This is a genomic window from Streptomyces sp. NPDC002889, assembly GCF_042888425.1.
Lineage (GTDB): Bacteria > Actinomycetota > Actinomycetes > Streptomycetales > Streptomycetaceae > Streptomyces.
The window spans coordinates 11690-34260 of sequence record NZ_JBIAPT010000016.1; the positions used below are offsets into that span (position 1 = coordinate 11690).

Consider the following 22571-nt stretch of genomic DNA (forward strand, 5'->3'; position numbering starts at 1 on the left):
GCGGCCATCGCGCCCGGGAGCGCGGTGGCCGCACCGGATGGCCCTCGCGGCCGTCTCCGGCCGCCGACCGCGCGGCGATGATGACAAGGCTGCGGGTCAACTGATATGCCGCTGCCGGGCGTTCACGCTGCGTTGGGCCGCCGTGCACGCCCCCCGGGCACCATCCGGACCACAGACACCGGAGGGATCATGCACAGGCACACGTACAGCCTGCTGACTGCCGCCGTCCTCTCGGCCGCGGCAGCGATCGGCGCCGTCGCCCCCGCAGCCGACGCCGCACCCGCGAAAACCACGCACCCACTGCCGCTCACCGTCGATGGCGGGGCCTGGCAGTCGGGGCACCTCCAGGGCATGGCGCTGGACCGCCGCAAGGGCTTCATGTACTTCTCGTTCACCAACCTCCTGGTCAAGACGGATCTGAGCGGCCGGCCCGTCGGCTCGGTCACCGGATTCACCGGTCACCTCGGCGACCTCGACATCAACACCGCCGACGGTCGCGTCTACGGCTCGCTGGAGTACAAGTCGGCCAAGGCCTTCTACATCGCGATCCTCGACGGTGACCGCATCACCCGGATGAACATGGACGCCCACTCCAGCGGTGTCGTCTCCGCTGTCCATCTCGAGGAAGTGGTACGCGACTACACGGCCGACATGAACGGCGACGGGGTCTTCGACGGCGACACGGCCAGGACCGCGGACCACCGCTACGGGTGCAGCGGAATCGACGGAGTCGCGTTCGGCCCGGCGTTCGGCAGGACGACAGGGCCGCGCAGGCTGACCGTCGCCTACGGGGTCTACGCCCACACCACCCGCCAGGACAACGACCACCAGGTGCTGCTCCAGTACGACGTGCGCACCTGGCGCAAGTACGAGCGGCCGCTGACCGAGGCCGAGCCGCACCGCAGCGGCCCGCGCTCTCCCGCCGGCAAGTACTTCGTGTACACCGGGAACACGAGGTACGGCGTGCAGAACCTGGAGTACGACGCCCACAGCGGCAACTGGCTGATGGCCGTGTACAAGGGGACCAAGCCCGCCTTCCCCAACTATTCGCTCTTCGTCGTCGACGGGGACCACCGCCCGGTGTGGGGCCCCGTCCGGGGCCAGCAGCAGCCGGAGAGCGGACGGCTGCTGTCGCTGCTGCCCGAGGGGCTGTACGACGCACCGTCGGGGACGTACGGCTGGCAGTCCACCGGTCAGTACGGTCTCGTCTCGCTCGACGACGGCGGCTTCTACCTGGCAGAGACCGGCAAGATCCAGGACGGCGACGTCGTCAAGGAGACGGGCAGGGCGGTGCGGCACCGCTGGACGGGCCTGACGCCGACGCCGTTCACCAAGGTCGAACCAGAGGCAGCGGACCAGTAGACGGTCCGGGCCCGTCGTCGTGTGCGGCCACCGCCCCCAGGGTGCGCGGTGGCCGCACCGGGTACCGGCAGGAAACCGTTCGCCGCAGGTCGCCGTGGTGCGTACGCTCGCGGCATGACTCTCGTCGCGATCCTCAGCGGCGCCGGTATCTCCACCGACTCCGGCATCCCCGACTACCGCGGTCCCAACGGCCTGTGGCGGCGCGACCCGGAGGCCGAGAAGCTGGTCACCTACGACTACTACATGGCCGACCCGGAGATCCGCCGTCGCTCCTGGCGCATGCGGCGCGACAGTCCGACCTGGAGTGCCGAGCCCAATGCCGCACACCGCGCCGTGGCCGAGCTCGACCGGGAGTCGGGGGTCGCGGTACGGGTAATCACCCAGAACGTCGACGGGCTGCACCAGCTGGCCGGTCTGCCGAGCCGCAAGGTGATCGAACTGCACGGCACCTCGCGGACGGTGACCTGTACCCGCTGCCACGCCCACTCCCCCATGGCGCAGGCGCTGGAGCGGGTGAAGGCCGGTGAGGAGGATCCGCCGTGCGCCGAGTGCGGGGGGATCCTGAAGTCGGCGACGGTGATGTTCGGTGAGCGGCTCGACCCGGAGGTGCTGGGCCAGGCGATGGGGATCGCCAAGGCATGCGAGGTGTTCATCGCGGTCGGCACGACGCTCCAGGTACAGCCCGCGGCCTCGCTGGCCGGAATCGCGGCCGAGCACGGCGCCCGGCTGATCGTGGTCAACGCCGACCCGACGCCGTACGACGAGCTGGCCCATGAGGTCGTCCGAGAACCGATCGGCACCGCGCTGCCCGACCTGCTGAAGCGTCTGACCGGCCCCGCCCGGTAGCGCTCCACCGGTCTGCCTGTCCCGGCAGGTCGAGCGCACCACTCCGATACCCGAAGGGGTGGCCGACCGAGTACGCCTGTTCGGCCGCACCGGTAACCCGAGCAGGGCACCCCGCGACCCGGTTGGGCCAAGCATCAGCACCGCCGCCTGGTGGGACGGCGGGCGGGGTTGTCGGATGAGCTGCGGACCCTCCGGTCCGACCAATCAGCTCACCGCGCGCCCGTGGCCACGAAATCGGCCACAGGGGAAGGACATCATGAACGGGAACAGCCAGACCCGACCTGCCCGTCGCAAGGCCCTGCTCGCCGCCATGGCGGTAGCAGCCCTGGCAGGCCAGCTACTGATCACGGCCCCTGGCGCTGAGGCCGCCGGCCGGGACGCCGTGCCGCAGGACAAGGACAAGGACAAGCAGAAGGTGGTCCTGCACGGACTGCAGGAGTTCACCGAGGACGGGACGTTCACCCCTCCCAAGGGCGTCACGTCGGTGTACGTCCAGGCATGGGGCGCCGGTGGTGGCGGCGGCGGCGGTGGTGGCGGGAGCAACGTCGCGCCCATCTTCGGTGGCCGCGGTGGCGGCGGCGGTGGCGGCGGCTTCGTCTGGTGTGTGATCGATCTCGACCCCAAGAAGCCCGCGGTCACGGTGGACCTGGGCGAGGGCGGCGAGGGCGGTCCGGGCGGTGCCGCAGGCACCGACGGCAGCGCAGGCACCGACGCCACCGAGACGACTGTGACCTCGTCCGAGGATGAGGGGCTGCTCACAGCCGAAGGGGGCAAGGGGGGTGGCGGCGGCTTCACCAGCGGTGGTAACGGCGTCCCCGGAGCCGGCGGCGCCGGCGGCGAGTGCGTCAAGGGTGGCGCCGTGAGCCGGCCTAGCCTGGACGCTCGCCTCGGCTTCGGCGGCGGCGTCGCCGACGGCATCGTCAGCCCGCCCCTCGGCCGCGCACGGGGCGGCGACGGCGGCCCGGGCGGGGCGCCCGGCGCCCCCGGGGTGCCCGGGGTGAACGGCGGCAACGGGTACCTCGTCTTCTGGTGGTAGTACCTGACCGGTAGTGCCTGACCAGGGGTGGTACCCGACACCGTCCTCACGGCACCGGCCGTGAGGACGGTTCCCTGCTCGGCGCGCAACCGATGTCATCGCCGCGGGTTCGCAGGACGGCGCCGTGGCCATGAGGGCGTCGCAGAAGGCGAGATCGCCGGCGCGTTCGGACTTGGCCCGTCGCCGCCTCAGAAGAGCGCGTCGTCCAGGGCGCCTCGCTCGAAGGCGAGCAGACGCTGCTTGCGGTCGAGTCCCCCGCCGTATCCCACGAGGCTGCCGGCCGAGCCGATGACCCGGTGGCAGGGCACGATGATCCCGATCGGGTTCTTGCCGTTGGCCAGGCCCACCGCGCGGGACGCTCCGGGGTTGCCGAGAGCCTCGGCGAGTTCGCCGTACGTGCGTGTCTCGCCGTAGGGGATCGTGCGCAACTGGTCCCAGACGCCTCGCTGGAAGGGCGTGCCCGCCAGATGTATGGGCAGCTCGAACTCCTTGAGCTCGCCGGCGAAGTAGGCATCCAGCTGGCGGATCGCCTCACCGAAGGGCGCCTGGTCGCGCGCTCCGAAGGTCTCCTCCCCGGGGCGGTGGCGCTGGTCCGTCATGTAGAGCCCGCTCAGTACGCCGTCGGTGGCAACGAGGGTGAGCGGACCGTACGGGCTGTCGACGACGGTGTGCTGCCTGGTCATGTTCGGACTTCCTTACGCGGGGAGGCGGTTGATCGGGTGGTCGTCGGTGGCCCACAGGTACTGGACGGCGTAGGCCCGCCAGGGACGCCAGGCGGCGGCGCGCGCGGTGAGCGCGGCCGGGGTGGACGGCAGTCCGAGCTCGGCCGCCGCGCGCCGCATGCCGAGGTCGGTGGGCAGGAAAGCGTCGGGGTCGCCGAGGGCGCGCATGGCGATCACCTCGACCGTCCAGGGACCGAAGCCGGGCAGGTCGGACAGCTGGACCCGCGCCCGGTCCCAGTCGCTGCCGGGGTCGAGTTTCAGGGCGCCGCCGGCGAGTGCCGCGACCAGGGTGGTCAACGTGGTGCGTCGGCTGCGGGGCAGCGCGAGGTCTTCGGGGTCGAGCGCGGCCAGCGCCTCGGACGTCGGGAAAAGGTGGGTGAGCCCTCCTTCGGGGTCGTCGACCGGAACGCCGTGCGCGCTGACCAGGCGGCCGGCGTGGGTACGGGCGGCGGCCGTCGAGACCTGCTGGCCGAGCACCGCCCGTACGGCGAACTCGGCTGCGTCGACCGTGCGCGGCACCCGCCTGCCGGGCGCCTTGTCGACGAGGGGGGCCAGCAAGGGGTCCGTACGCAGCTGGTCGTCGACGGCGACCGGGTCCGCGTCCAGGTCGAGCAGCCTGCGGCAACGGCTGATGGCGATGGTGAGGTCGCGGGGGTCGGTCAGGGACAGTCGGCAGGCGATGTGGTCGGGGTGCGGGGTGAGAGCGGCGATGCCGTGCCCGTACGGGAGGGTGAGGGTGCGCCGGTAGGCGCCGTCCCGCCACTCCTCGACGCCGGGGACGCCGGTTGCCGCGAGATGGCCGAAGAGATTGCTGGGGTTGAGCGGTGCCCGGTACGGCAGCCGCAGCGCGATCACTCCCGGGGTCCGGGGCGCTGTCGTGCGGCTGCGGGCCGCCCGGGTGCGCAGCTCACCGGGGGCGAGCGCGAACACCTCGCGGACGGTGTCGTTGAAGGTGCGGATGGAGGAGAAGCCGGCGGCGAAGGCGATCTCGGACATGGGGAGCGGGGTGGTCTCGATGAGCAGGCGCGCGGTCTGGGCCCGCTGGGCGCGGGCCAGCGCGAGCGGGCCCGCGCCCAGTTCGGCGAGCAGCTGGCGTTCGATCTGGCGGGTGGAGTAGCCGAGGCGGGCGGCCAGCCCGGGCACGCCTTCGCGGTCGACGACGCCGTCCGCGATCAGCCGCATGGCGCGGGCGACGGCGTCGGCGCGGGCGTTCCACTCCGGGGAGCCGGGGCTGGTGTCGGGGCGGCAGCGTTTGCAGGCCCGGAATCCGGCCTGCTGGCAGGCGGCGGCGCTCGGATAGAAGGTCATGTTCTCGGCCTTCGGCGGCACGGCCGGGCAACTGGGGCGGCAGTAGATCCGCGTGGTCAGTACGGCCGTGAAGAACCAGCCGTCGAAGCGGGCGTCCTTCGACCGGACGGCGCGTACGCAGCGCTCGGTGTCGGTGTGCATGCCTCCAGCATCGGCGATCCCCGGGCCCGAGGCTGGCGGATATCCGACATCAACCCAGCACTGCCAGGGCCTCCTCGAATTGCCGCCTGGCACCTTGGTCGTAACGTGGCCGGCGGCTGCCTCGTCGGTCCTTCTCCGTGCACAGCACGGACTCGATCGTGTGAGGCGCTGTGCCGGTCGGGGCCGGAGACGAGTCTTCGTGGCACAGCGATGCAGGCTCGGCGCTGCCGTGGACGAGGCTGGGTGTCGGTGACGACCATGTTCCTCGGCTCCCGACACACCGAACAGCAACCGTGCTTGAGCGCCGTCTCCGCCCCGATCGGTGCTGCGCCCACGTCACCGCACAAGTACCGACGGGTAGTTCGCAGTGCCGCTCACCAACGGCGAACGGCGTCGTCGGTCGGTCAGTTCGAGGCCGCGAGGGCCGTCTCGAAGGCCGCGTAAGCGGCCTCGTCGAACAGCACGAACCTCACCTCTTCGACCGGCGCCGACGCCGCCTCACGGACCGTGCGGATCGCGATGCGTGCGCCGTCGTCCATGGGCCAGCCGTAGATACCGGTCGAGATCGCCGGGAATGCCACGGTCTCGGCTGCCAACTCGGCAGCCACGCGCAGCGACTCGCGATAGCAGGAGGCCAGCAGATCGGACCGGTCCTCCGAGCGGGACCAGACGGGGCCCACGGTGTGGATGACGTGGTCGGCGTCGAGCCGGCCTGCGGTGGTGGCGACGGCCTGTCCGGTGGGCAGGCCCTTGCCGTAGTGGGAGGCGCGCAGGTCCCGGCATGCGGCAAGGATCTCGGGGCCGCCTTTGCGGTGGATGGCTCCGTCGACGCCTCCGCCGCCGAGGAGGGAGGAGTTGGCAGCGTTGACGATGGCGTCGACGTGCTGTTCGGTGATGTCGCCGCGAACGAGGGTGATGGCAGGACGCTGCTGTGTCATGGAGATCATGATGCCGGTGGCCGGCGGCCGGGGCACGCGCTGATGGCACCGGACGGCCTTGTGCCTGCCGGCGCGTGCGGCCGTTCGCCGGCGACCTCAGGTACGTCAGCGGGATCACCGCGTACGGCCTCGGGGGTGAACCCCCCGGACCCCTACGCCCTCCTCCGTCCGGGTTAGCCTCTGTGAAGGATCTGCCTACGGGGGCGTCCGCACGGATGAAAGAGCAGCACCGCATGAGCAAGGAAAGGGCCAAGGCCGGCGACGAACCGCTGCCGTACCTGCCCCTCCCGCCGTGCGCGCGGGGGCCGTTGGATCCGCCGCTGCTGGGCGCCGCCCCTCCGGGCATCGGGCCCAAGCTGGTCATCGCGGAGGGCGTGCTCAAGAAGGCGGCCGGTGTGGCCGACCAGGTCTTCGACGCCTTTCACGGCCCCGCGGGCTCCTCCGTGCACGGTCCGGTGACGAGTGCCGTGCACCGGACGGTCACCTGGACCGAGCGCATCCCCGGGAAGAACCAGTGAGCGCCGCGCGCGCCGGCGGCCGGACGAAGTCGGCTGCCCCGGCCCTCGCGCTGGCCTCCGTCGCCCTCTTGCTGACCGCGGGATGCTCCAGCGACACGGCCGGGTGCGGACCGGCCCCCACGGCGGAGGTCGGTCAGGCCGATCTGTACAGGAGTTACACCGGCCCGCACGGAGCGCGCCTCGACCTCACCGCTGACGGCGGCACGTCGGTCACGTTCTCCGTGAAGCACTGGCCCAAGGAGGACGGCCCCGAGATCCTGACGGAGGACCGTCCCTCGTTCGACGGCGGCGGGGTCTGGAAGCTGCTGAACCCGCCGGGAGAGGACGCCGAGGTCGGGCTCGCCTTCGACGATCTCGACACCAGCGCCCGGGGCGCGACGGTCACCGAACTCCTCGTCGGCAAGGAGGACGGGCACACGGTGCTCTTCGCCCGGCTCGGGGATCCGGATGTGTGCCGGGTCTTCAAGCTGACCCCGTAGACGCTACCCGGCATCCAACGCCCTCACGTCGTCGGCGTTGTGCAGGGCGACTGAGCGCGGTGTGTGAGCTGCACCAGGCCTCAACTGCTCTCTGGAAATCGACGCTTGCACCGTCGTTCATTCCTTGTTCCGGGCGCGGGTCACGGTACCCTCGCAGTCCTCTGCGATCTTCCACGCGCCTCTCGTATTCCCCGTCAGGTCATTTCCCTCGATCACGCCACGGCCACCTTCGTGGATCCATACCGCCTGATATGCGTTGTTGTTGACCCGGTTGGCGCACAAGGTCGGGTTGCCGCCCGTTTTGATCTCCACACCGGCCAAAGCGTTGTCAGTGATGTCGTTGTCCTCCAGCGTGCCCAAGCCGCTGTCATGGACGTGCAGGCCGCCCTGCTTACCGTCGTGGATCCGGTTACGGCGCAGCGTGGGGTTTCCGTCCCTTTTGATCTCCACACCGGCCAAAGCGTTGTCGGCGATGTCGTTGTCCTCCAGCGTCCCCAAGCCGCTGTCATAGACGTACACGCCGCCCTGCTCACCATCGTGGATCCGGTTACGGCGCAGCGTGGGGTTTCCGCCCGTGGCGATCTCCACACCCGCCAAAGCATTGGCGGCGATGTCGTTGTCCTCCAGCGTGCCCAAGCCGCTGTCATAGACGTACACGCCGCCCTGCTCACCATCGTGGATCCGGTTACGGCGCAGCGTGGGGTTTCCGCCCCTTGCGATCTGCACACCGGCCAAAGCGTTGCCGGTGATGTGGTTGTCCTCCAGCGTGCCCAAGCCGCTGTCATGGACGTACACGCCGCCCTGCTCACCATCGTGGATCTGGTTACGGCGCAGCGTGGGGTTTCCGCCCGTTTTGATCTCCACACCGGCCAAAGCGTTGCGAGTGATGTCGTTGTCCTCCAGCGTGCCCAAGCCGCTGTCATGGACGTACACGCCGCCCTGCTCACCATCGTGGATCCGGTTACGGCGCAGCGTGGGGTTTCCGCCCGTGGCGATCTCCACACCCGCCAAAGCGTTGCCGGTGATGTCGTTGTCCTCCAGCGTGCCCAGGCCGCTGTCATGGACGTACACGCCGCCCTGCTCACCATCGTGGATCTGGTTACGGCGCAGCCGCGGGTCGGCGCCGTCGCGGATCGCGACGCACGCGAGCCCCTGGCTGCTGATGTCGCAGCCCTCCAGCTCCAGCCGCCCCTGGGCGATGTCCACGCCGAACCAGTCACCACCGGTCTGGCGCAGAGTCAGGTTCGCGACCCTGCCGATGCTGGCCCGGAACTTCAGCGCGTTGGCGTCGCGCGCACGGATCTGGATGTCGGCGACCGGCCCGTCGCCGAGGATTTCCAGCGGCTTGTCGACCACCAGGCCCTCCTCGTACAGGCCGGGCCGGACCAGAATCCGGTCACCAGGTCTCGCGGCCTTGATCGCGGCGCTGACCGTGACGAAGTCTCCCCGGTGATAGGGATCCACCACGTGGGTCGGCGGCTCGGTCTTGGCCGTGACCCCCGCCTGTTCTGTCGACCCAGCAGCTGCTCCAGTGGCCTCCGCACGCCCGGCGGGTCGCCCCGGGGCGGTGGCGGGCGGCTGCCAGAACGTATCCCGCATCCGCGACGCCAGTTGAGCTGTGGCCTTGCGCACCTGCGGTGAGGTGAACGGCTCGAACCGCAGCTCCCGCCAGTCGGCGTGCTGCCGCGAGGCCAGCGCCCGGGCCATCTCATCGGCTTCGCGCAACTCGGGATCATCCAGCTCCCGGGCACTGATGTAATACACCGGCAGGATCAGGTCCTGGCGGCCCAGGCCGCGCTCCCGCTCCAGGAATCGTGTCACCTCAGCCCGGCAGGCGGGGCTACGGAACAAGCTCGGCGTGATGATGACCAGCAACAGCGTCACCGCATCCAGCGCTTCATCGATGCGCTGCTGCCAGTTCTGCCCCCAGGCGACGTCGTTACGATCCTGGAAGATCTCGAACTCCTCGCCGGTCTGGGCCCGGACTTCGGCACCGAGCCGCTCCCGGAACGCGGTGAGCAGGCCGTCATCATGCTGATCGTTGAAACGGACATAGCTCATGAACGCCACAGGCCTACCGGGCATGACATCCCCCTCCCCACCGCGTCGGGCGAGTCATGGCGCACCAGGGACCGGGCAGCCCCGGATGAAGCCCACGGCGGCCGCGGCGTAAGCCGGCACGCGTCGGACGACGTATGCCCGGAACGACCGTCTCGGGCCCGTTCCGCACGAGTGCGGATCGCGGTGATCGAGATCGCTTCTTCGACTTCGCATGGGGACCATCTGCGAACCACACGTCCAGCTCCACGCGATGGCCGGTCTCCCGAAGGTGCCATGCCGCCCACTCCGCCCAGGCACAGTCCGTCCCGGCACAGCTGACGACGACCGACTCCGCTGCTGCGGCCATCCCTTGCTCCCGTTTCCCTCAAGGTCGCCCCGACACGACGCCGCACCAATGATCCCCCGTATACGGTGGCCGCAGGGTGTGAATCGTTGAGATCACAGCAGTCCAGGCAAGGGGGCAACAGATGGTGCGGGCGCCGAAGAGCGTAGAGGTGAAGCTGAACCTGCGCGTGCTGGAGATCTCCGGCACATGGGAGCCGAACGACGCCGAGCGGCGGGCCGCTTGGGAGCTGTACGTCGAGCTGGTGACCCGGGTCTCGGTGGTGCCGCTCCGTGAGGAAGAGGGGCTGCTGCGGGAAGCGCTGAGCAGCCTGTACTCCCTGTTCACCACCACCCGCGAGGTACTGCGCAAGTACGGCCCGGAAGTCGCCGAGCCCAAGAAGAACGGCCAGTACAACTTCGGCTACCTGGCCGTAGCCATGCTCAACTACGGCATCCGCCCACTGCTCGCCACCTGGCACCCCGCTCTGGAGGACTGGGAGACCCGCCGCCCCGCCGACCGTTCGCGCCGCGACCACGAACAGGCCTGGACCCGCGCAGGCGAACTGCGGACCGCGCTGCGCGACACCCGCAACATCCTCACCGCCTACGCCGACCTCCTCGCCGGCGCCTGCGGCGTCCCCAACCTCCTCGCAGCCGTGCCCACCACAGACCGGTAGACGCACACAAGCCCAGCCCGATGCGGCCGCCTCGCGCTCGGGCTGGGTCCGGTGGTTGGCGGTCATCTGCCGTACCGACTCCGGCGACAGCAGTCGGCGGCTGCCGACCGTCCCTTCAGCGAGCAGCATCCGGCCGAACGCCGGCCAGTCGGCGGCGGTCGAGACCAGACCGCCGGCCCTGTGGACCGAGTCCGCCTCCTCGCGCCGAAGGACGGTCACGAGCTTGCCGAACCGGCGCGGGCTCAGCCCGGTGACCGCACAGGTGCCACGACGCGACGACATCCCCGAGCTGACGCCCGACCAGGGTCTCAGCACTCGCCCGGGTCTCCAGCCCGGGCGTGAACGACAACAGGGCAAGGCGCTTCACGGCATGTCGCCGCTAGTCGGTCCCTGACTGGCCGGGTGGCAGGTCGGACACACGGGCGCGCCACCCGTCGGCACCGGGGACCTCTGTGTCCGTACTGCACCAGTATCGAGCACAGCCAGTCAGTTACCCATCTGCTCGGCGCGATTCGCGTCATCGGCCGGTGCCGAGGGCGCGACGCGAGCGCAGCCTGATGCCGTTCTTGCCACAACAGACCGACTCCGGCGACGAGTTCAGCAGCCACATGGGGTGTCAGCCCCGTGATCTGCTGGCTCCGGACAATCGCTGCACGTGCCCGGTTCCCCACCACACAGACCGTGATCAACGATCAAGGAGCCCGACGCACCACCGCCAACCATGCACGAGCTCGTCAGAGCGTTGGGGCGGCGCGTTTGATGTAGGAGGTGACCGGGGTCGTTTCGACGCGTTCGACGCCGTTCAGGGAGCCGACGCGGTCGGTGACGTAGGTGTAGAGGGCGTCTGCGTCCCGGCAGATGGCGATGGCGAGCAGATTGTGCGTTCCGGTCGTCGCTCCGACGAAGGCCGCTTCGGGGTCCGCGGCCAGGATCCGGGCGATGGTGGCGAGCTGGGACGGGGCGATGGTCAGCCAGAGCATGCATTGCACGGAAAAACCGAAGAGTGCCGGGTCGGTCTCGACGTCGAACCGGAGCAGGCCGCAACGGCGCAGTTCTTCCAGACGGCGACGGATGGCGGATTCCGACCAGCCGGTCTGCTTGGCGAGGGCCGGGTAGGCGGCGCGGCCGTCTGTCGCGAGGGCGGGAAGCAGACGGCGGTCGAGGTCGGTGAGCCGAATTGGGGCGGCGTCGCCGGGACCTGGTGAGCGCAACGCGGAGATCTCTTCGGCTGTGAGCGCCGAGGTGCGGGCGAGCCAGCGGCTGTCCATCAGGTGGCGCAGCAGCCAGTGCGCGTCCACTGTGAGGATCTGCGGATGGCGGGCCAGGGCCTCCAGGGGAACCGGACCTTGGTCGGCGGTACGGAAGACGCACACGATCTCGGTGCCGCTCGACGCGACTGTCACCCAGGCGGTGTCGGGTCGCCGGGCCAGCGCCTGGGCGATGGCGGCGGCGCCGCCGGGCAAGACGCGGAGGCGGATCAACCATTCGGCATGGCCGGTGCGGCGCCTGTCGGTCACTGCCGCGACCCGGGCCGCGCCCGCGGCGCGCAGCCGCTCGTAACGACGGGCCACCGTGCGGTCATGGACGTTGAGGACTTCGGCAATTCTGCTGAACGCGGCGCGTCCGTCGAGCTGGAGTGCGTGCAGCAGTCTCAGGTCCAGCGAGTCCAGAGTGACCGTATCCACCTCGTCAGGGTACTTGCGTGTCGCAGACCGGCGCCGTGGCGGCGTTCCCCCGCCGGGGTGCGGGCGCACGGGCAGACTCGGACGCATGACACGCAACGTCCGCGGTTTCCACCACATGGGCATCCTGACCCGCGATCTCGACGGGCTGGAGCAGAGGTTCACGGGGTTCGGCTTCACGCTCAGCCCCCGTTCGCGGCACCTTTTGAGCGAGCGGCCGGGCGCGGCGCCGGTGCCGGGCTGTACGGCCAACCTGTGTGTGCTGTTCGGCGGGTCGTACATCGAACTGCTCGGCATCGTTGACGAGTCGGCGCTCGACCCGTGGCACACCAAGGCGATGGCCGACGAGTACGAGGGATTCCGCATCCTCAACCTCGACACCGACGACGCCGAGGCCGCCGACCGCCTGCTGACCGGTGAGGGGCTGCGCACGTCGGGGGTGCTGGGCCTGGAGCGCGAGGTCGACACGGAGGACGGACCCCGCACCATGCGAGCCCGCGCCGTTCACGTGGATGGCGCCTCAACCCCGGAGGGCTACGTCGGAATTGCCCAGCACCTGACGCGCGGGTACGTCCACCAGCCGCGCTATCTCGCTCACCCGAACGGGGCGCGCGGCATCGCCGCCGTGCTGTTAGTGGCCGAGGACGACCGGTTCGACGCGATCGCCGACCGGTACGCGCGCATCCTTCAGGCGCGGCCCGAGCGGGATGGCCCCCGCACCGCTTTGGACATGGGAAACGGGCAGCTGGAGATCGTCCGGGCCTCGGACGCCGGGGAGGTGCTGCCCGGTGAACCCGCGCCCTCCGAGTCATACCTGGCCGCCATGACCGTGCTGGTCGACGACATCGACACCGCCCGCGCCACCGTCGAGCGGAGCGGCACCGCAACCCGGACGACCGGTGACGGGTTCTTCGTGTCCCTGCGCGATGCCTACGGCGCCGGCCTGTTCTTCACCACCCGCTGATCGTCGGGACGCCGCGGGCAAAGGTCCGCGACACCGCCGTCGGCATGGTCACCGTTTTCCGCGGCATCTCCTGCGCACACGCCGACAGGGTTCTGGGAGCCACGCCCCGCCGAACCGTGGCCCCACGTGCGGAACCCGGCCGTATCGGGCCCGATCTCCACAGCCCGTCTCCCCGCCGGAACGCGTGATGGGCGGCTTCCGGACACCCCAGGGGCAGGATCGCCTGTCACTGAACGGGTGAGCACCCGCAGGAGAGGGCCATCCGGAATCGGCTGGGAAAGCGGCACGACCACCACTTCACCATCCGTGCGAACGCCTTCACCACCCCGAAAGGACGATCATGTTCGGAACCCTCATGCTTCTCGCGTGCCCCTGTCTGGGTTTTCGCCTGCTGGGCGCTCTGGGACTCGGCCGATTCGCCACCTGGCGGAACAGTGCCGCACACGGGCTGGCGGTCATGCTTGTGTTCACCAGCGCCGCACACTTCGCTCCTGAGAGCGTCACGGTGATGCCCAGTCACGCCGACATGGTGGCCATGGTCCCGCCGTTCGTGCCGTTCCCCGGTCTGATGGTCTACGCGAGCGGAGCGCTGGAACTCCTCGGCGCCCTGGGACTCGTCCTTGCCGCGACCCGCTCTGCGGCCGGGACGGCCCTAGCCGCGCTCTTCGTGCTGATGTTCCCGGCCAACGTGTACGCCGCTGTCGCTGAGGTGCCGTTCGACGGCGCCCCGGCCACGCCTTTGTGGTTCAGGATCCCCGAGCAGATCGTCTTCGTCACGATCGCGCTCTGGGGAGCCGGTCGGATGTCCGGGCCCCGCCTGGCCCGCGCCGCATGGCCAAGTGCGGCCCCCAGGACATTCTTCGGCGACCGACCCCGGGCGCTGCGTGCGGAGCGGCCCAACGACAGGGGAGCACGTTAGGCCGTTTTTCTCGGATCATCTGATTCGCTGGTCCAGGCAGCCATGGCTTGGAAGTACCGCACCGGCTCACCCTGGATGGACCTGCCCGAACAGTTCAACTCATAGCCCCGCGTCGCCGAGTCCCGCCGGGCCGGCGGACCGCTGCACCGCACCCTGCGCCCTCGCCGGCCACCCACCCGCCGGAATGCTCCGTCGCCGTCATCGCCCTCGCCGTCTGCACCTGTCGCTGCGCGAGATGCCCTCCCGGCCGGCCCCCCGCATGGGCAAGAAGCCCGGCCGGCGCCAATCGGGGGCACCACCGTCGGTGGCCGGGGTGGCGCACCGGTCCGCGGCATACACCTCGGGCGGCAGCTCCACGATGTCTGGGGTCGGCCGGTACACCGTCAGGAAGTCGTAGTTCACGCAAGACCCGACCGTCATGCCTCGGCCGCGCCCGGGAAGGCCCTCTCCAGGCAGGCGCGGGCCTCCCTGACCTGCCGCCTCCAGCCCTCGCTCTTCAGCACGTCGCTGCTCCAGGTCACCACGGGGTCCCGGCCGTTCACGCACAACCCGTAGATCTGGTCCGCGACATCGTCCGTGAGGAGGTGATCGAAGTGGAAGGACCCTTCGAAGGCCGCCCACGCGACGGTGTCCGCTCCTGAACCTGCACGGCGGAGGCAGGCCTCCACGTACGCGCCGAGGTCCGGGAAAGGGGCGTTGAAGACGAGGTCGTACTCCCGAACTGCAGCCGTTCGGTCCCATACGGAATCGTCCCTGAGGGGGAAGACCTCCACACGATCCGGACGCATCCCGGACACCGCGAAGTCGGAGTCGGCCATCGGTGCTTCATCGCGTCCGATCACGAACAGGTTGACGACCGCAGCACCACTCCACGAGATGGCCTGCATGAGCGAGCCCACTACCAGAGACCCCACTTCGTCATGTTCTGGGCACCCGGAACCATCGCAGACAGCACCTTTCCTTGGTAAGGACCTTCCTTCGCCACGAACAGCACCACGACCCTCCCATCGGCCTTCGCAGCGAATCCCTTCGCCTGCGTGCCACCGATCTTCCAGTCGAAGGTCTTGTCCGGTGAGGTGAGGACCGGCGAGAACTTCTTCTGAAAGTACGCGGCCTGCGAGGCGACGCTTCCCTTGTTCGGGATCAGACCGTCCTTGATCAAGTGGCGCATGGCATGCCCTCCACCCTTGTTCATGCCCGTGAAGGCGTCCGAGACCGTGTCCTCGGTGAACCCGATGGGGCAATCCTGGTTGTGGACAAGAAGCGGTGCTCCGCCGGCCAGCACGTAGTACGTGTGGACACCGTTGACCGTGAGGTCATGCGTACGCTGCCGGCCCTGCTCGTCGAGGACCGCTGTTACCGGGAGGGACGGGCCCGTGGAGCTGCGCAGTTCGTCGCCGACCCGGACGTCCTTGGCGTCCGTCCAGCGCTTGTCGTTCGCCAGCCAGAACGGGTGGTTGTCGGTCGCCGTGATGGTGGCGGGCCCTCGGTCGGTAGTGACGGTGAGCCGCGTGAAGTCCTTGTCGTCCTCGGTGGTGATGACGCTGGTCACCGGCCGTGCGGTGGTGATCCGACGTTCCGGGTCGGTGGCGGTCACCCGGTCCCCGACGCGGATGTCTTCGATGGCTCGGTGGGATCCGTCGGCGAGGAGGACCTGTGTGCCGGAGGGGAAGCTGCGGGGCTTGGCACAGTTCGCGGTGTCCCGTTCCCGTTGCACGCGTTCGACGAGTTGCTTCACCTCGACCGCGGCCAGGGCGCGGGCATCGATCAGGGTGTTGGCGCGAAGCGGGATGCTGTAGCGGACCGTCCGGCCGCCACCGGCCCGGGACTGGGCCTCGGCCTGGGCCTTGTACCTCGCGGCGACCGAGGCGTAGACCGGGCCGGCGCCTGGGTTGGAGCAGGTCAGGGTGCCGGAGACGCTGTTGCCGGTGACCGGGAAGGTGCTGGGAGTGCTGGTGCACCGGCCGGCGGGCTGTCCGCCGATGGTGAAGGTCGCGCTCACGATGGCGGTGACCCTGCCGTCGGTGATGCGGGTCTGGGCCCCGCTGGTGACTTCCCCGGTGAACTTCTGGTTGACGGAGCAGCCCGCTGGGCCGCAATTCATGTCTCCCGAGCCGTCGAGCGTGAAGTTGATGCCGCTGTCGCTCGCGCGGTTGAGCTGTTTGGCCTGCTTCAGCAGGGTGTCGAACATCGTGACGACGGCGTCCCCGACGATCGGGATCAGGTCCATCCCCTCGGAGTCGCCCTCAGCCAGGGGCCCGGTTGTCACCTGGGGGATTTCGGTCGGTGCTTCCCCGTTCTGGAAACGCTCGGCCAGTTCGGACAGGTCGTAGGGTTCCAGGCGCAGCACTCGGTGCGGCTTCTGCTCGGTGACGAGCAGACGGCCCGTCGAGGTGTCGATTCCGAGTGCGGGCGTCCCGTTCACGGTGAGGGGCCGCTGCTCCGAGTCGTCCGCCTGCGGTACGTCGCCCAGCTCCTCCAGTGCCTTGGAGAGTTGAGCTGCCAGTGTCGACGGGGACGGCCTCTGGTCGAGTACCTTGCTCAGCAGCTTGGAGCCGTCCTCGTACCCGACCGACCATTCGCCCGGAGTTCGCGTGCCGGGTTCGACGTCCTGGTCGGGGGCCGGGTCCACCTGCCACCGGGTGAAGGTTTTCCCGCCGATCCGGAGGACGTCGTGATCGTGTTCCTTGTTGCCGGAGCCCGTGGTTCCGAACTGGCTGCCGGACGCGGTGACGGTGATGTCCCGTTCGGTGATACCAGCGATCGCCGTGTCCCGGTAACGCAGGCCCGGGGTCCTGGCCAGATCGTCAACGGCCTCCTCGAACGGCTCAAGATTCCGCTTGGCCGTGGGCGTCGCGGATTCGGAGGAGGAGTTCACCCAGGTCAGCAGCCCGGCCAGCAACGCCAGGATCAGTGCCCCGACCCCGCCGAAGAGCAGCATGCGCTGACGTCCGGTCAGCACCTGGAACCTCGGCATCCACGGATGATGCACCGGCGCCGGGGGGCGAGCAGGCGGTGGAGGCACGCATGCTGCACCTGAGGGCGGCCGGCCCTCGGCCGGCGACTGCCCCTCGATGGGGCCCGGCTCCGTCATGACGTCCTCCTGCATTCGGTCGATGACACCTCCGCGTCGAGATCGCGGCTTCCGTGGCCACGCCATACACCGTCCTGGCAAGAGGCGTTGTGTCCCTGGTGGCACCGAAACTGTTCCGTGCGACGTGCCGTCGCCACCCGCTGGGTCCAGGTCAGCGGCCAGCGGTCGACCGGCGTCGACGACGACGCGGCGAGCGGCTGCCCCGGGCTGTCCAGTCGGCCGGCGAACATTGTGCAGCGCCTGGTTGAGGCCACAGCGGGCCCCGGGCGGTGGTTCGGCCCGGCCGATGCTTCTGGAGCGGCCCCTACGATGCCCGTCCTGGAGCGCCGGGCTGCTGAAGGCTGGGTCCCGCTTGGGCCGGAGGCTGTGGCGTCTCCCTCCGCACGGTCCACGACGTCGGCCGCGCGGCGCAGCCACTCCTCCGGACAGCCGGAGCCGGCCCGGCGCGACGCCATCAGTCGGCCCGAACGAAGCTGAGCAGCACACCGGTGCCGAGCCACGGCTCGACCCCACAGCACTCCCAGCCTGCGCCCTCAACGGCCTGGATCACTTCGTCGACTCCGCGGTCCATGCGCCTGACGGCCCGTTTTCCGTACACCGGTCGATTGAGGCAGAGCTGCACCGTGTGCGTCGTCTCCCCCGCTTCCCGCGCCCTGCGGGCCTCTCGGGCCAGGCTCCACAGGTGGCGCCGCTTCATGCTCGTCATGTGGTACCTCCGTGTCGTCTCGGCGGGCCGGACCCGTGCCGGGTCCTCCCACTCGGCGTGATCGACGACCGCGCACACCGCCGCGTTCCGGCTGGGCAGGTCGGTTGCGACCAGGACCTGACACCCGTCGTGCCGCCGCGCCCAGGCGCTCCAGGCGCCCGCGCTGCCTTCAACCCGGCCGACGACCGAGCCGCCGGCAACGCAGATCCGGCAGCTGCCGTCGTCCAGGCCGTACAGAACGAGGCCGCGGCGGCCCAAAAGCAGTGCAACCTCAGGGGTCATGGCATCTCCCCGTGGGTCGGGCGCGCGCGGCGCCGGATTGCAGGCGGCGGCGCCGGTGCCGTCCCCCGTACGGCACCGCGACGACCGCGCTCCTGCTCTGACTTGCCAACCGTGGTGCACGCCGCTGCAATAGCGATGAAATTCTGATGATCCGTGATGACAGGGGGCCGGATGGCAATGGGGCCGTCGGAGGAACTGCACGTCGCGTTACTCGGCCCCGTGCAGGCATGGCGAGGCGACCGGGAGGCGGTTGTCGGCCCGGCCCGCCGACAGGCGGTGCTGGCGGCGCTGGTGCTGCGCGGAGGCCGGCTGGTCAGCCACGAGCAGCTGATCGACGGAGTGTGGGGCGACCAGCCGCCGCCGACGGGCCGACGCGTCCTGCCCAGCTACGTGTACGCGCTGCGGCGGGCCCTGGACGTGCCGGGTGCGGGGCAGGACGGATCGGTGATCCGCGGCGGGTCGGGCGGCTACCGCTTCGCCGCACCGGTCCGCCTCGACACAGCACGCCTCACCGAACTCTCCGTGGGGACAGGCGGGCTGCTGGATGCCGGTGACACCTCGGGGGCACTGGCCGCCGCTGAGCAGGGCCTGCGCCTGTTCCGCGGGGAACCGCTGGCGGGGCTGCCCGGCCCGTATGCGCTCGGGGAACGGCAGCGTCTGCTGATCGAGCGCCGGTCCTTGCAGCAGCAGCGGCTGGAGTGTCTGTTGCAGCTCGGCCGCGGCAGCGAGGTCCTCGCGGACCTGGCCTCCCCGGAGGCCGCCCATCCGCTGGACGAGCCGGTACTGGCGCTGAGGATCCGGGCGCTGTACGGCACGGGCCGGCAGGGCGAGGCGCTCGCCGCATACGAGGGGCTGCGGCGGCGGCTGCGAGAGGAGTTGGGGGCCGCACCGTCCGCGGCCCTGCGGGACCTGCACGCGGCAGTGCTCCGTCACGACGACACGGCCGTCCTCGGCGGCTCGGCCACCGCCGGCGGCTCTGTCCTCCCGGACGCAGCGACCGCCTCGAAGGCCCCCACGGCAGCTGCCTCGCGGCGTCCCCGGGCATCGCTGCCGCCGGTGTCGGCGCAGGCCCGACCGCTTCGCACAGTGAACGAACTCCCCGGAAACGCAGGTAAGTTGATCGGTCGCGTCGCGGAGGTCGCCGCACTGACCGCGCCCGCCCCCCACGACGCCGTCACCGTCGCGACGGTGGACGGGCCTGCCGGGGTCGGGAAGACATCGCTGCTGGTGCACGCGGCGTGGACGCTTCGCCCCCAGCACCCGGACGGCGTCCTCTTCCTCGATCTGCTCACGCACCACTCACCGGCAGGCGACCGTCCCTTGACGAAGCGGCTGCTCCAGCGGCTGCTGCGCACGCTCGGCACGGCCGACGCGGACGTTCCCCAGGACCGCGACGACCTGATCGCCGCGTGGCGCGACACCACCAGCGGGCTGCGGCTGCTGCTCGTTCTCGACGACGTGGGAAGCGCCGCGCAGGTGCGGCCACTGCTGCCTGCCGGTCCGGGCAGCCACGTGCTGGTGGCGGGACGGCGCAGGCTGACCGGACTGGACGCGGACCGGTGCGTGACCCTGGAGCCACTGCCGACCACCGACTCGATCGGTCTGCTGCGCCGCCTGATCGGCGAGGCGCGCTCCGACGCCGACCCCGAGGCGGTCACCGACCTGGCGCGGCTGTGCGGGGGCCTCCCGCTGGCCCTGCGGATCGCCGGCGCGCGGCTGCAGCACCGGCCATCGTGGTCGCCGGCCCACCTGGCGGTGCGGATGGCGCGGGACGAGCGCCGACTGGGCGAGCTGAGCGCCGGGGACCGCAGTGTGGAGGCCGCGTTCCACATGTCCTACGAGCAGTTGAGTGAGGCTCGGCAGCGGACGTTCCGGCTGCTCGGACATGCGCCGACGCCGGAGTTCGACGCATGGACGCCGGCGGCGATGCTCGGAGTGGGTGTCGATGAGGCGGAGATCGTGCTGGAAGAGCTGTACGACGCAAGCCTGGTGCTGCAGCCGGGCCCGGGGCGGTATCGCCTCCACGACCTTGTGCGGGTCCACGCCCGAAAGTTGGCCGACGCCCGGCCCGAGGAGACGGCGCAGGCCTGCCGGCAGGCACTGGAGCTGTACGTCCAGGCGGGCAGGCTCACCGGCGACGACGGCCGGGCATCGGACGGGGATCCTCCGCGGTTCGACTCCGCGCGGGACGCGGCGCGGTGGCTGGACGGGGCGGGGGCGGACCTGGCCGACGTACCGAGGTACGCGGCGGCGCACGGCGAGGACGTCCTGGCGGCCCAGCTGGGTGTGGCGCTGCGGGACTACTTCCTCCACCACGATCGCTACGACGAGGGCCGCACGGCGCTGACGACGGCGCTGCAAGCCGCGGAGCGGACCGGGGACCCGGCGCTGCGGGTCCAGGCAGCGGCGTCGCTGGGGCTGCTGGACTACCAACAGGGCCGGCACGCGCAGGGTGGCGACTGGTTCCGGGAGGCGCTGAAGTCCGCCCGCGAGAACGGCGACGAGACGATGGCGGCGCTGCCTCTGACCGGTCTGGCCATCCAGGACTTCTTGCAGGGGCGGTACGACACGGTGACGGCCACCATGGATGAGGTGCTGCCGGTCCTGGAACGGACCGACGACGAGTGGGGGATGTCGCTGGCGTTGGCGCTGCGGTCGATGAGCCGGTTCGTGCAGGGTGAGGTGCTTGCATCGTTCGCCGACGCGCGGGCGGCGCTCGCCGCGGCGGAGCGCAACGGCCGCCCGATAGCGGTCAGCCAGCGCCTGGTCTCCCTTGCGGACGGGCATGCGGCGCTCGGCGAACGGGCGGAGGCGCGGGCGGTGCTGCTGCGCGGTGAGGCACTGCTGCGGGAGACCGGCGACGCGCTGTTGCTGGCGTTGACGTTGACACGGCTGGGGTCGGTCGCGGAGAACCTTGCGGAGGCGGAACGCCGCCACCGCGAGGCGTTGGCGCTGCACGCGGGCATCTCGCGGCGTTCGGAGCCGCACCGCACGCGGCTCGAAATGGAGATCCGGCGCCGCCTGGGTCAGTCGTACGCGGCGGCGGGAGCGCGGGCGCGGGCACGACGGGAGTTCCGTACGGCACTGGCCGTGGAACGGGCGGCGGAACACCCGGAGCTGCAGGAGGAGTTGCGGGCTTCGCTGGCGGAGGTGGACAGGGAGTGAGTCGGCGTCACCGGACGGGCGCCGGGCGTCACCACCGGGAACTTCGACGGTGCACAGCAGGTCGCGGTCGTTGCGGACGGCCGCGAGGCTGAGGGCGGAGAGGGCCGAGGCGGCCAGGCGGACCTCCGCATTCGGCATGTGGGCGGGCCCCGTTCGCCGGTGGTGAGCGCGGGCTCAGCCGGTGAACGGGGCTGTCCAGGACGACTCCGACGCCGCCACTCCCTCCATACCGCCAACCCGGAAGCCGGACCACCGAACTAGGCAGCGGTCGGCAGCAGCATCAAGGCGACGGTCTCTTCATCGATGCCGGGCGCGGCCGGCGGCTCCAGACCTCGGGCGACGTCTCTACGCTCCGCCCCGGGCCTCGGCGTCGGCGACGGCGATCTCGATGCTGAGTGCTTTGGCGATGTTCCCGGCTGCTGTCATGACGCGGGCTGTGCCAACGATGGGGGCGATGGCGACCAGGACATCCTGCAGCTGGTCGGCGGTCAGGCCGGCCTGGAGGGCGGGGTCGATGTGGGCGACGTAGGAGATCGGCGGAGCGTCCGAGGCGGCGAGGGCTGCGATGCGGGTGAGCATGAACATGTCCGGGGTCAGCCCGCACCGCTCAATCGAATCGACCGTCATCGCTGCGAGGGTGTCCAGTACCGGGGTTTCAGATGCTGTGGCCATGGCGAATCGTCTCCTGATGGTGTCGTGACGAGGATCAGCGGGCGGTAGCAAGGGCTCCGCATCTCGGTGCAACGTCTACTGCTCGACCGTAAGTCCGTTTCCCGCGGATCGCCTGTCCAGGGGATCGTCCCAGGAGGGAGGCGGACGGGCGGCAACGCACGTGCGGCCTGGATGCATTGGCTTCAGTCTTCGGACGGACTGGGAGCGGCGCACAGTGCCCAGATCACGAAGCCGTTGATCGCGATCAGGACGAGCGCCCAGAACGGCGTGTACGGGAGCCACAGGAAGTTGGCGAGCATCGCCAGGCCGGCCAGCCCCACGCCGACGACCCTCGCCCAGGTGGCGCCCTGGAACAGGGCGAAACCGGCGAGAACGATGACGACGCCCACGATCAGGTGGATCCAGCCCCATCCGGTGAGATCGAACGCGTAGACGTAGTTCCGAGTGCGGACGAACACGTCGTCGTTGGCGATGGCCGAGATGCCCGCGAACAGCATCATCAGGCCGCCAAAGATCATCAGCACGGCGGCGAAGACCAACCAGCCGCTGCCGATGCCGGTCGAGCTCCGGCGGGCCCCACTCACGTGACTCGTCATTGCTGGCTCCTTGGTGTCGTACGGCCCCGCACAACCGCGCGTTCCCGTTCGGCCGGTCGGGTTACTTCCAATCTCGACC

19 protein-coding genes are annotated in these 22571 nt (G+C 70.4%); 9 read left to right on the top strand and 10 right to left on the bottom strand.

Annotated elements, in window-relative coordinates; translation table 11 throughout:
* Positions 1 to 189: 189 nt before the first annotated feature.
* From ACFYWI_RS23750 to ACFYWI_RS23760, 3 genes are all read left to right on the top strand, one after another.
* On the top strand, positions 190 to 1362 hold the full coding sequence (locus ACFYWI_RS23750) for a hypothetical protein (RefSeq protein WP_389236065.1): 1173 nt from the start codon (positions 190 to 192) through the stop codon (positions 1360 to 1362).
* 114 nt (positions 1363 to 1476) lie between these two features.
* Positions 1477 to 2208 (top strand): NAD-dependent deacetylase, encoded by a 732-nt coding sequence (locus tag ACFYWI_RS23755; RefSeq protein WP_389236067.1) that lies wholly within the window; start codon positions 1477 to 1479, stop codon positions 2206 to 2208.
* Between the two features lie 256 nt (positions 2209 to 2464).
* Complete coding sequence (locus ACFYWI_RS23760; protein ID WP_389236069.1) at positions 2465 to 3244, top strand: hypothetical protein; 780 nt, start codon at positions 2465 to 2467, stop codon at positions 3242 to 3244.
* Positions 3245 to 3432: 188 nt separating this feature from the next.
* Here ACFYWI_RS23760 and ACFYWI_RS23765 read toward each other — a convergent pair whose 3' ends face one another.
* The 3 genes from ACFYWI_RS23765 to ACFYWI_RS23775 form a co-directional block, all read right to left on the bottom strand.
* Positions 3433 to 3927 (bottom strand): methylated-DNA--[protein]-cysteine S-methyltransferase, encoded by a 495-nt coding sequence (locus ACFYWI_RS23765; protein ID WP_389236071.1) that lies wholly within the window; start codon positions 3925 to 3927, stop codon positions 3433 to 3435.
* A 12-nt stretch (positions 3928 to 3939) separates the two neighbouring features.
* The gene (locus tag ACFYWI_RS23770; RefSeq protein WP_389236073.1) at positions 3940 to 5415 is read right to left on the bottom strand and encodes an AlkA N-terminal domain-containing protein; all 1476 of its coding nucleotides are present in this window, start codon (positions 5413 to 5415) and stop codon (positions 3940 to 3942) included.
* Between the two features lie 404 nt (positions 5416 to 5819).
* Positions 5820 to 6353 (bottom strand): O-acetyl-ADP-ribose deacetylase, encoded by a 534-nt coding sequence (locus ACFYWI_RS23775; protein ID WP_389236075.1) that lies wholly within the window; start codon positions 6351 to 6353, stop codon positions 5820 to 5822.
* Between the two features lie 233 nt (positions 6354 to 6586).
* Between ACFYWI_RS23775 and ACFYWI_RS23780 the strand changes: the two genes are divergently transcribed.
* Positions 6587 to 6871, top strand: a complete 285-nt coding sequence (locus tag ACFYWI_RS23780; RefSeq protein ID WP_389236077.1) for a hypothetical protein — start codon at positions 6587 to 6589, stop codon at positions 6869 to 6871.
* Positions 6868 to 7350 carry a hypothetical protein gene (locus ACFYWI_RS23785; RefSeq protein ID WP_389236079.1) on the top strand — a complete coding sequence of 161 codons (483 nt, stop codon included), beginning with the start codon at positions 6868 to 6870 and terminating at the stop codon, positions 7348 to 7350. Before ACFYWI_RS23780 ends, ACFYWI_RS23785 begins: the two co-directional genes overlap by 4 nt.
* A gap of 117 nt (positions 7351 to 7467) precedes the next feature.
* Here ACFYWI_RS23785 and ACFYWI_RS23790 read toward each other — a convergent pair whose 3' ends face one another.
* Complete coding sequence (locus ACFYWI_RS23790; RefSeq protein WP_389236385.1) at positions 7468 to 9411, bottom strand: right-handed parallel beta-helix repeat-containing protein; 1944 nt, start codon at positions 9409 to 9411, stop codon at positions 7468 to 7470.
* A 467-nt stretch (positions 9412 to 9878) separates the two neighbouring features.
* Between ACFYWI_RS23790 and ACFYWI_RS23795 the strand changes: the two genes are divergently transcribed.
* Entirely contained in the window at positions 9879 to 10412 is a 534-nt protein-coding gene (locus ACFYWI_RS23795; protein ID WP_389236081.1) for a hypothetical protein, read from the top strand.
* Positions 10413 to 11146: 734 nt separating this feature from the next.
* Here ACFYWI_RS23795 and ACFYWI_RS23800 read toward each other — a convergent pair.
* Positions 11147 to 12097 carry an AsnC family transcriptional regulator gene (locus tag ACFYWI_RS23800; RefSeq protein WP_389236083.1) on the bottom strand — a complete coding sequence of 317 codons (951 nt, stop codon included), beginning with the start codon at positions 12095 to 12097 and terminating at the stop codon, positions 11147 to 11149.
* A gap of 85 nt (positions 12098 to 12182) precedes the next feature.
* Here ACFYWI_RS23800 and ACFYWI_RS23805 point away from each other — a divergent pair, with 85 nt between their 5' ends.
* The gene (locus ACFYWI_RS23805) at positions 12183 to 13058 is read left to right on the top strand and encodes a VOC family protein (protein WP_389236085.1); all 876 of its coding nucleotides are present in this window, start codon (positions 12183 to 12185) and stop codon (positions 13056 to 13058) included.
* Between the two features lie 340 nt (positions 13059 to 13398).
* Entirely contained in the window at positions 13399 to 13977 is a 579-nt protein-coding gene (locus tag ACFYWI_RS23810) for a hypothetical protein (protein ID WP_389236087.1), read from the top strand.
* 416 nt (positions 13978 to 14393) lie between these two features.
* On the opposite strand, the gene ACFYWI_RS23815 is transcribed toward ACFYWI_RS23810, so the two are convergent.
* The 3 genes from ACFYWI_RS23815 to ACFYWI_RS23825 form a co-directional block, all read right to left on the bottom strand.
* A complete protein-coding gene (locus ACFYWI_RS23815; RefSeq protein ID WP_389236089.1) occupies positions 14394 to 14891 on the bottom strand; it encodes a hypothetical protein in 498 nt (165 codons plus the stop codon).
* The gene (locus ACFYWI_RS23820) at positions 14876 to 16954 is read right to left on the bottom strand and encodes a Hint domain-containing protein (RefSeq protein ID WP_389236091.1); all 2079 of its coding nucleotides are present in this window, start codon (positions 16952 to 16954) and stop codon (positions 14876 to 14878) included. Before ACFYWI_RS23820 ends, ACFYWI_RS23815 begins: the two co-directional genes overlap by 16 nt.
* Positions 16955 to 17525: 571 nt before the next feature.
* Positions 17526 to 18059 carry a hypothetical protein gene (locus ACFYWI_RS23825; RefSeq protein ID WP_389236093.1) on the bottom strand — a complete coding sequence of 178 codons (534 nt, stop codon included), beginning with the start codon at positions 18057 to 18059 and terminating at the stop codon, positions 17526 to 17528.
* A gap of 171 nt (positions 18060 to 18230) precedes the next feature.
* On the opposite strand from ACFYWI_RS23825, the gene ACFYWI_RS23830 reads away from it, so the two are divergent.
* Positions 18231 to 21224 carry a BTAD domain-containing putative transcriptional regulator gene (locus ACFYWI_RS23830; protein WP_389236095.1) on the top strand — a complete coding sequence of 998 codons (2994 nt, stop codon included), beginning with the start codon at positions 18231 to 18233 and terminating at the stop codon, positions 21222 to 21224.
* A gap of 345 nt (positions 21225 to 21569) precedes the next feature.
* Here the strand turns inward: ACFYWI_RS23830 and ACFYWI_RS23835 are convergent, their stop codons facing one another.
* Together ACFYWI_RS23835 and ACFYWI_RS23840 are read right to left on the bottom strand one after the other, a co-directional pair.
* On the bottom strand, positions 21570 to 21896 hold the full coding sequence (locus tag ACFYWI_RS23835) for a carboxymuconolactone decarboxylase family protein (protein WP_389236097.1): 327 nt from the start codon (positions 21894 to 21896) through the stop codon (positions 21570 to 21572).
* A 182-nt stretch (positions 21897 to 22078) separates the two neighbouring features.
* On the bottom strand, positions 22079 to 22492 hold the full coding sequence (locus ACFYWI_RS23840; RefSeq protein ID WP_389236099.1) for a hypothetical protein: 414 nt from the start codon (positions 22490 to 22492) through the stop codon (positions 22079 to 22081).
* Positions 22493 to 22571 lie beyond the last annotated feature (79 nt).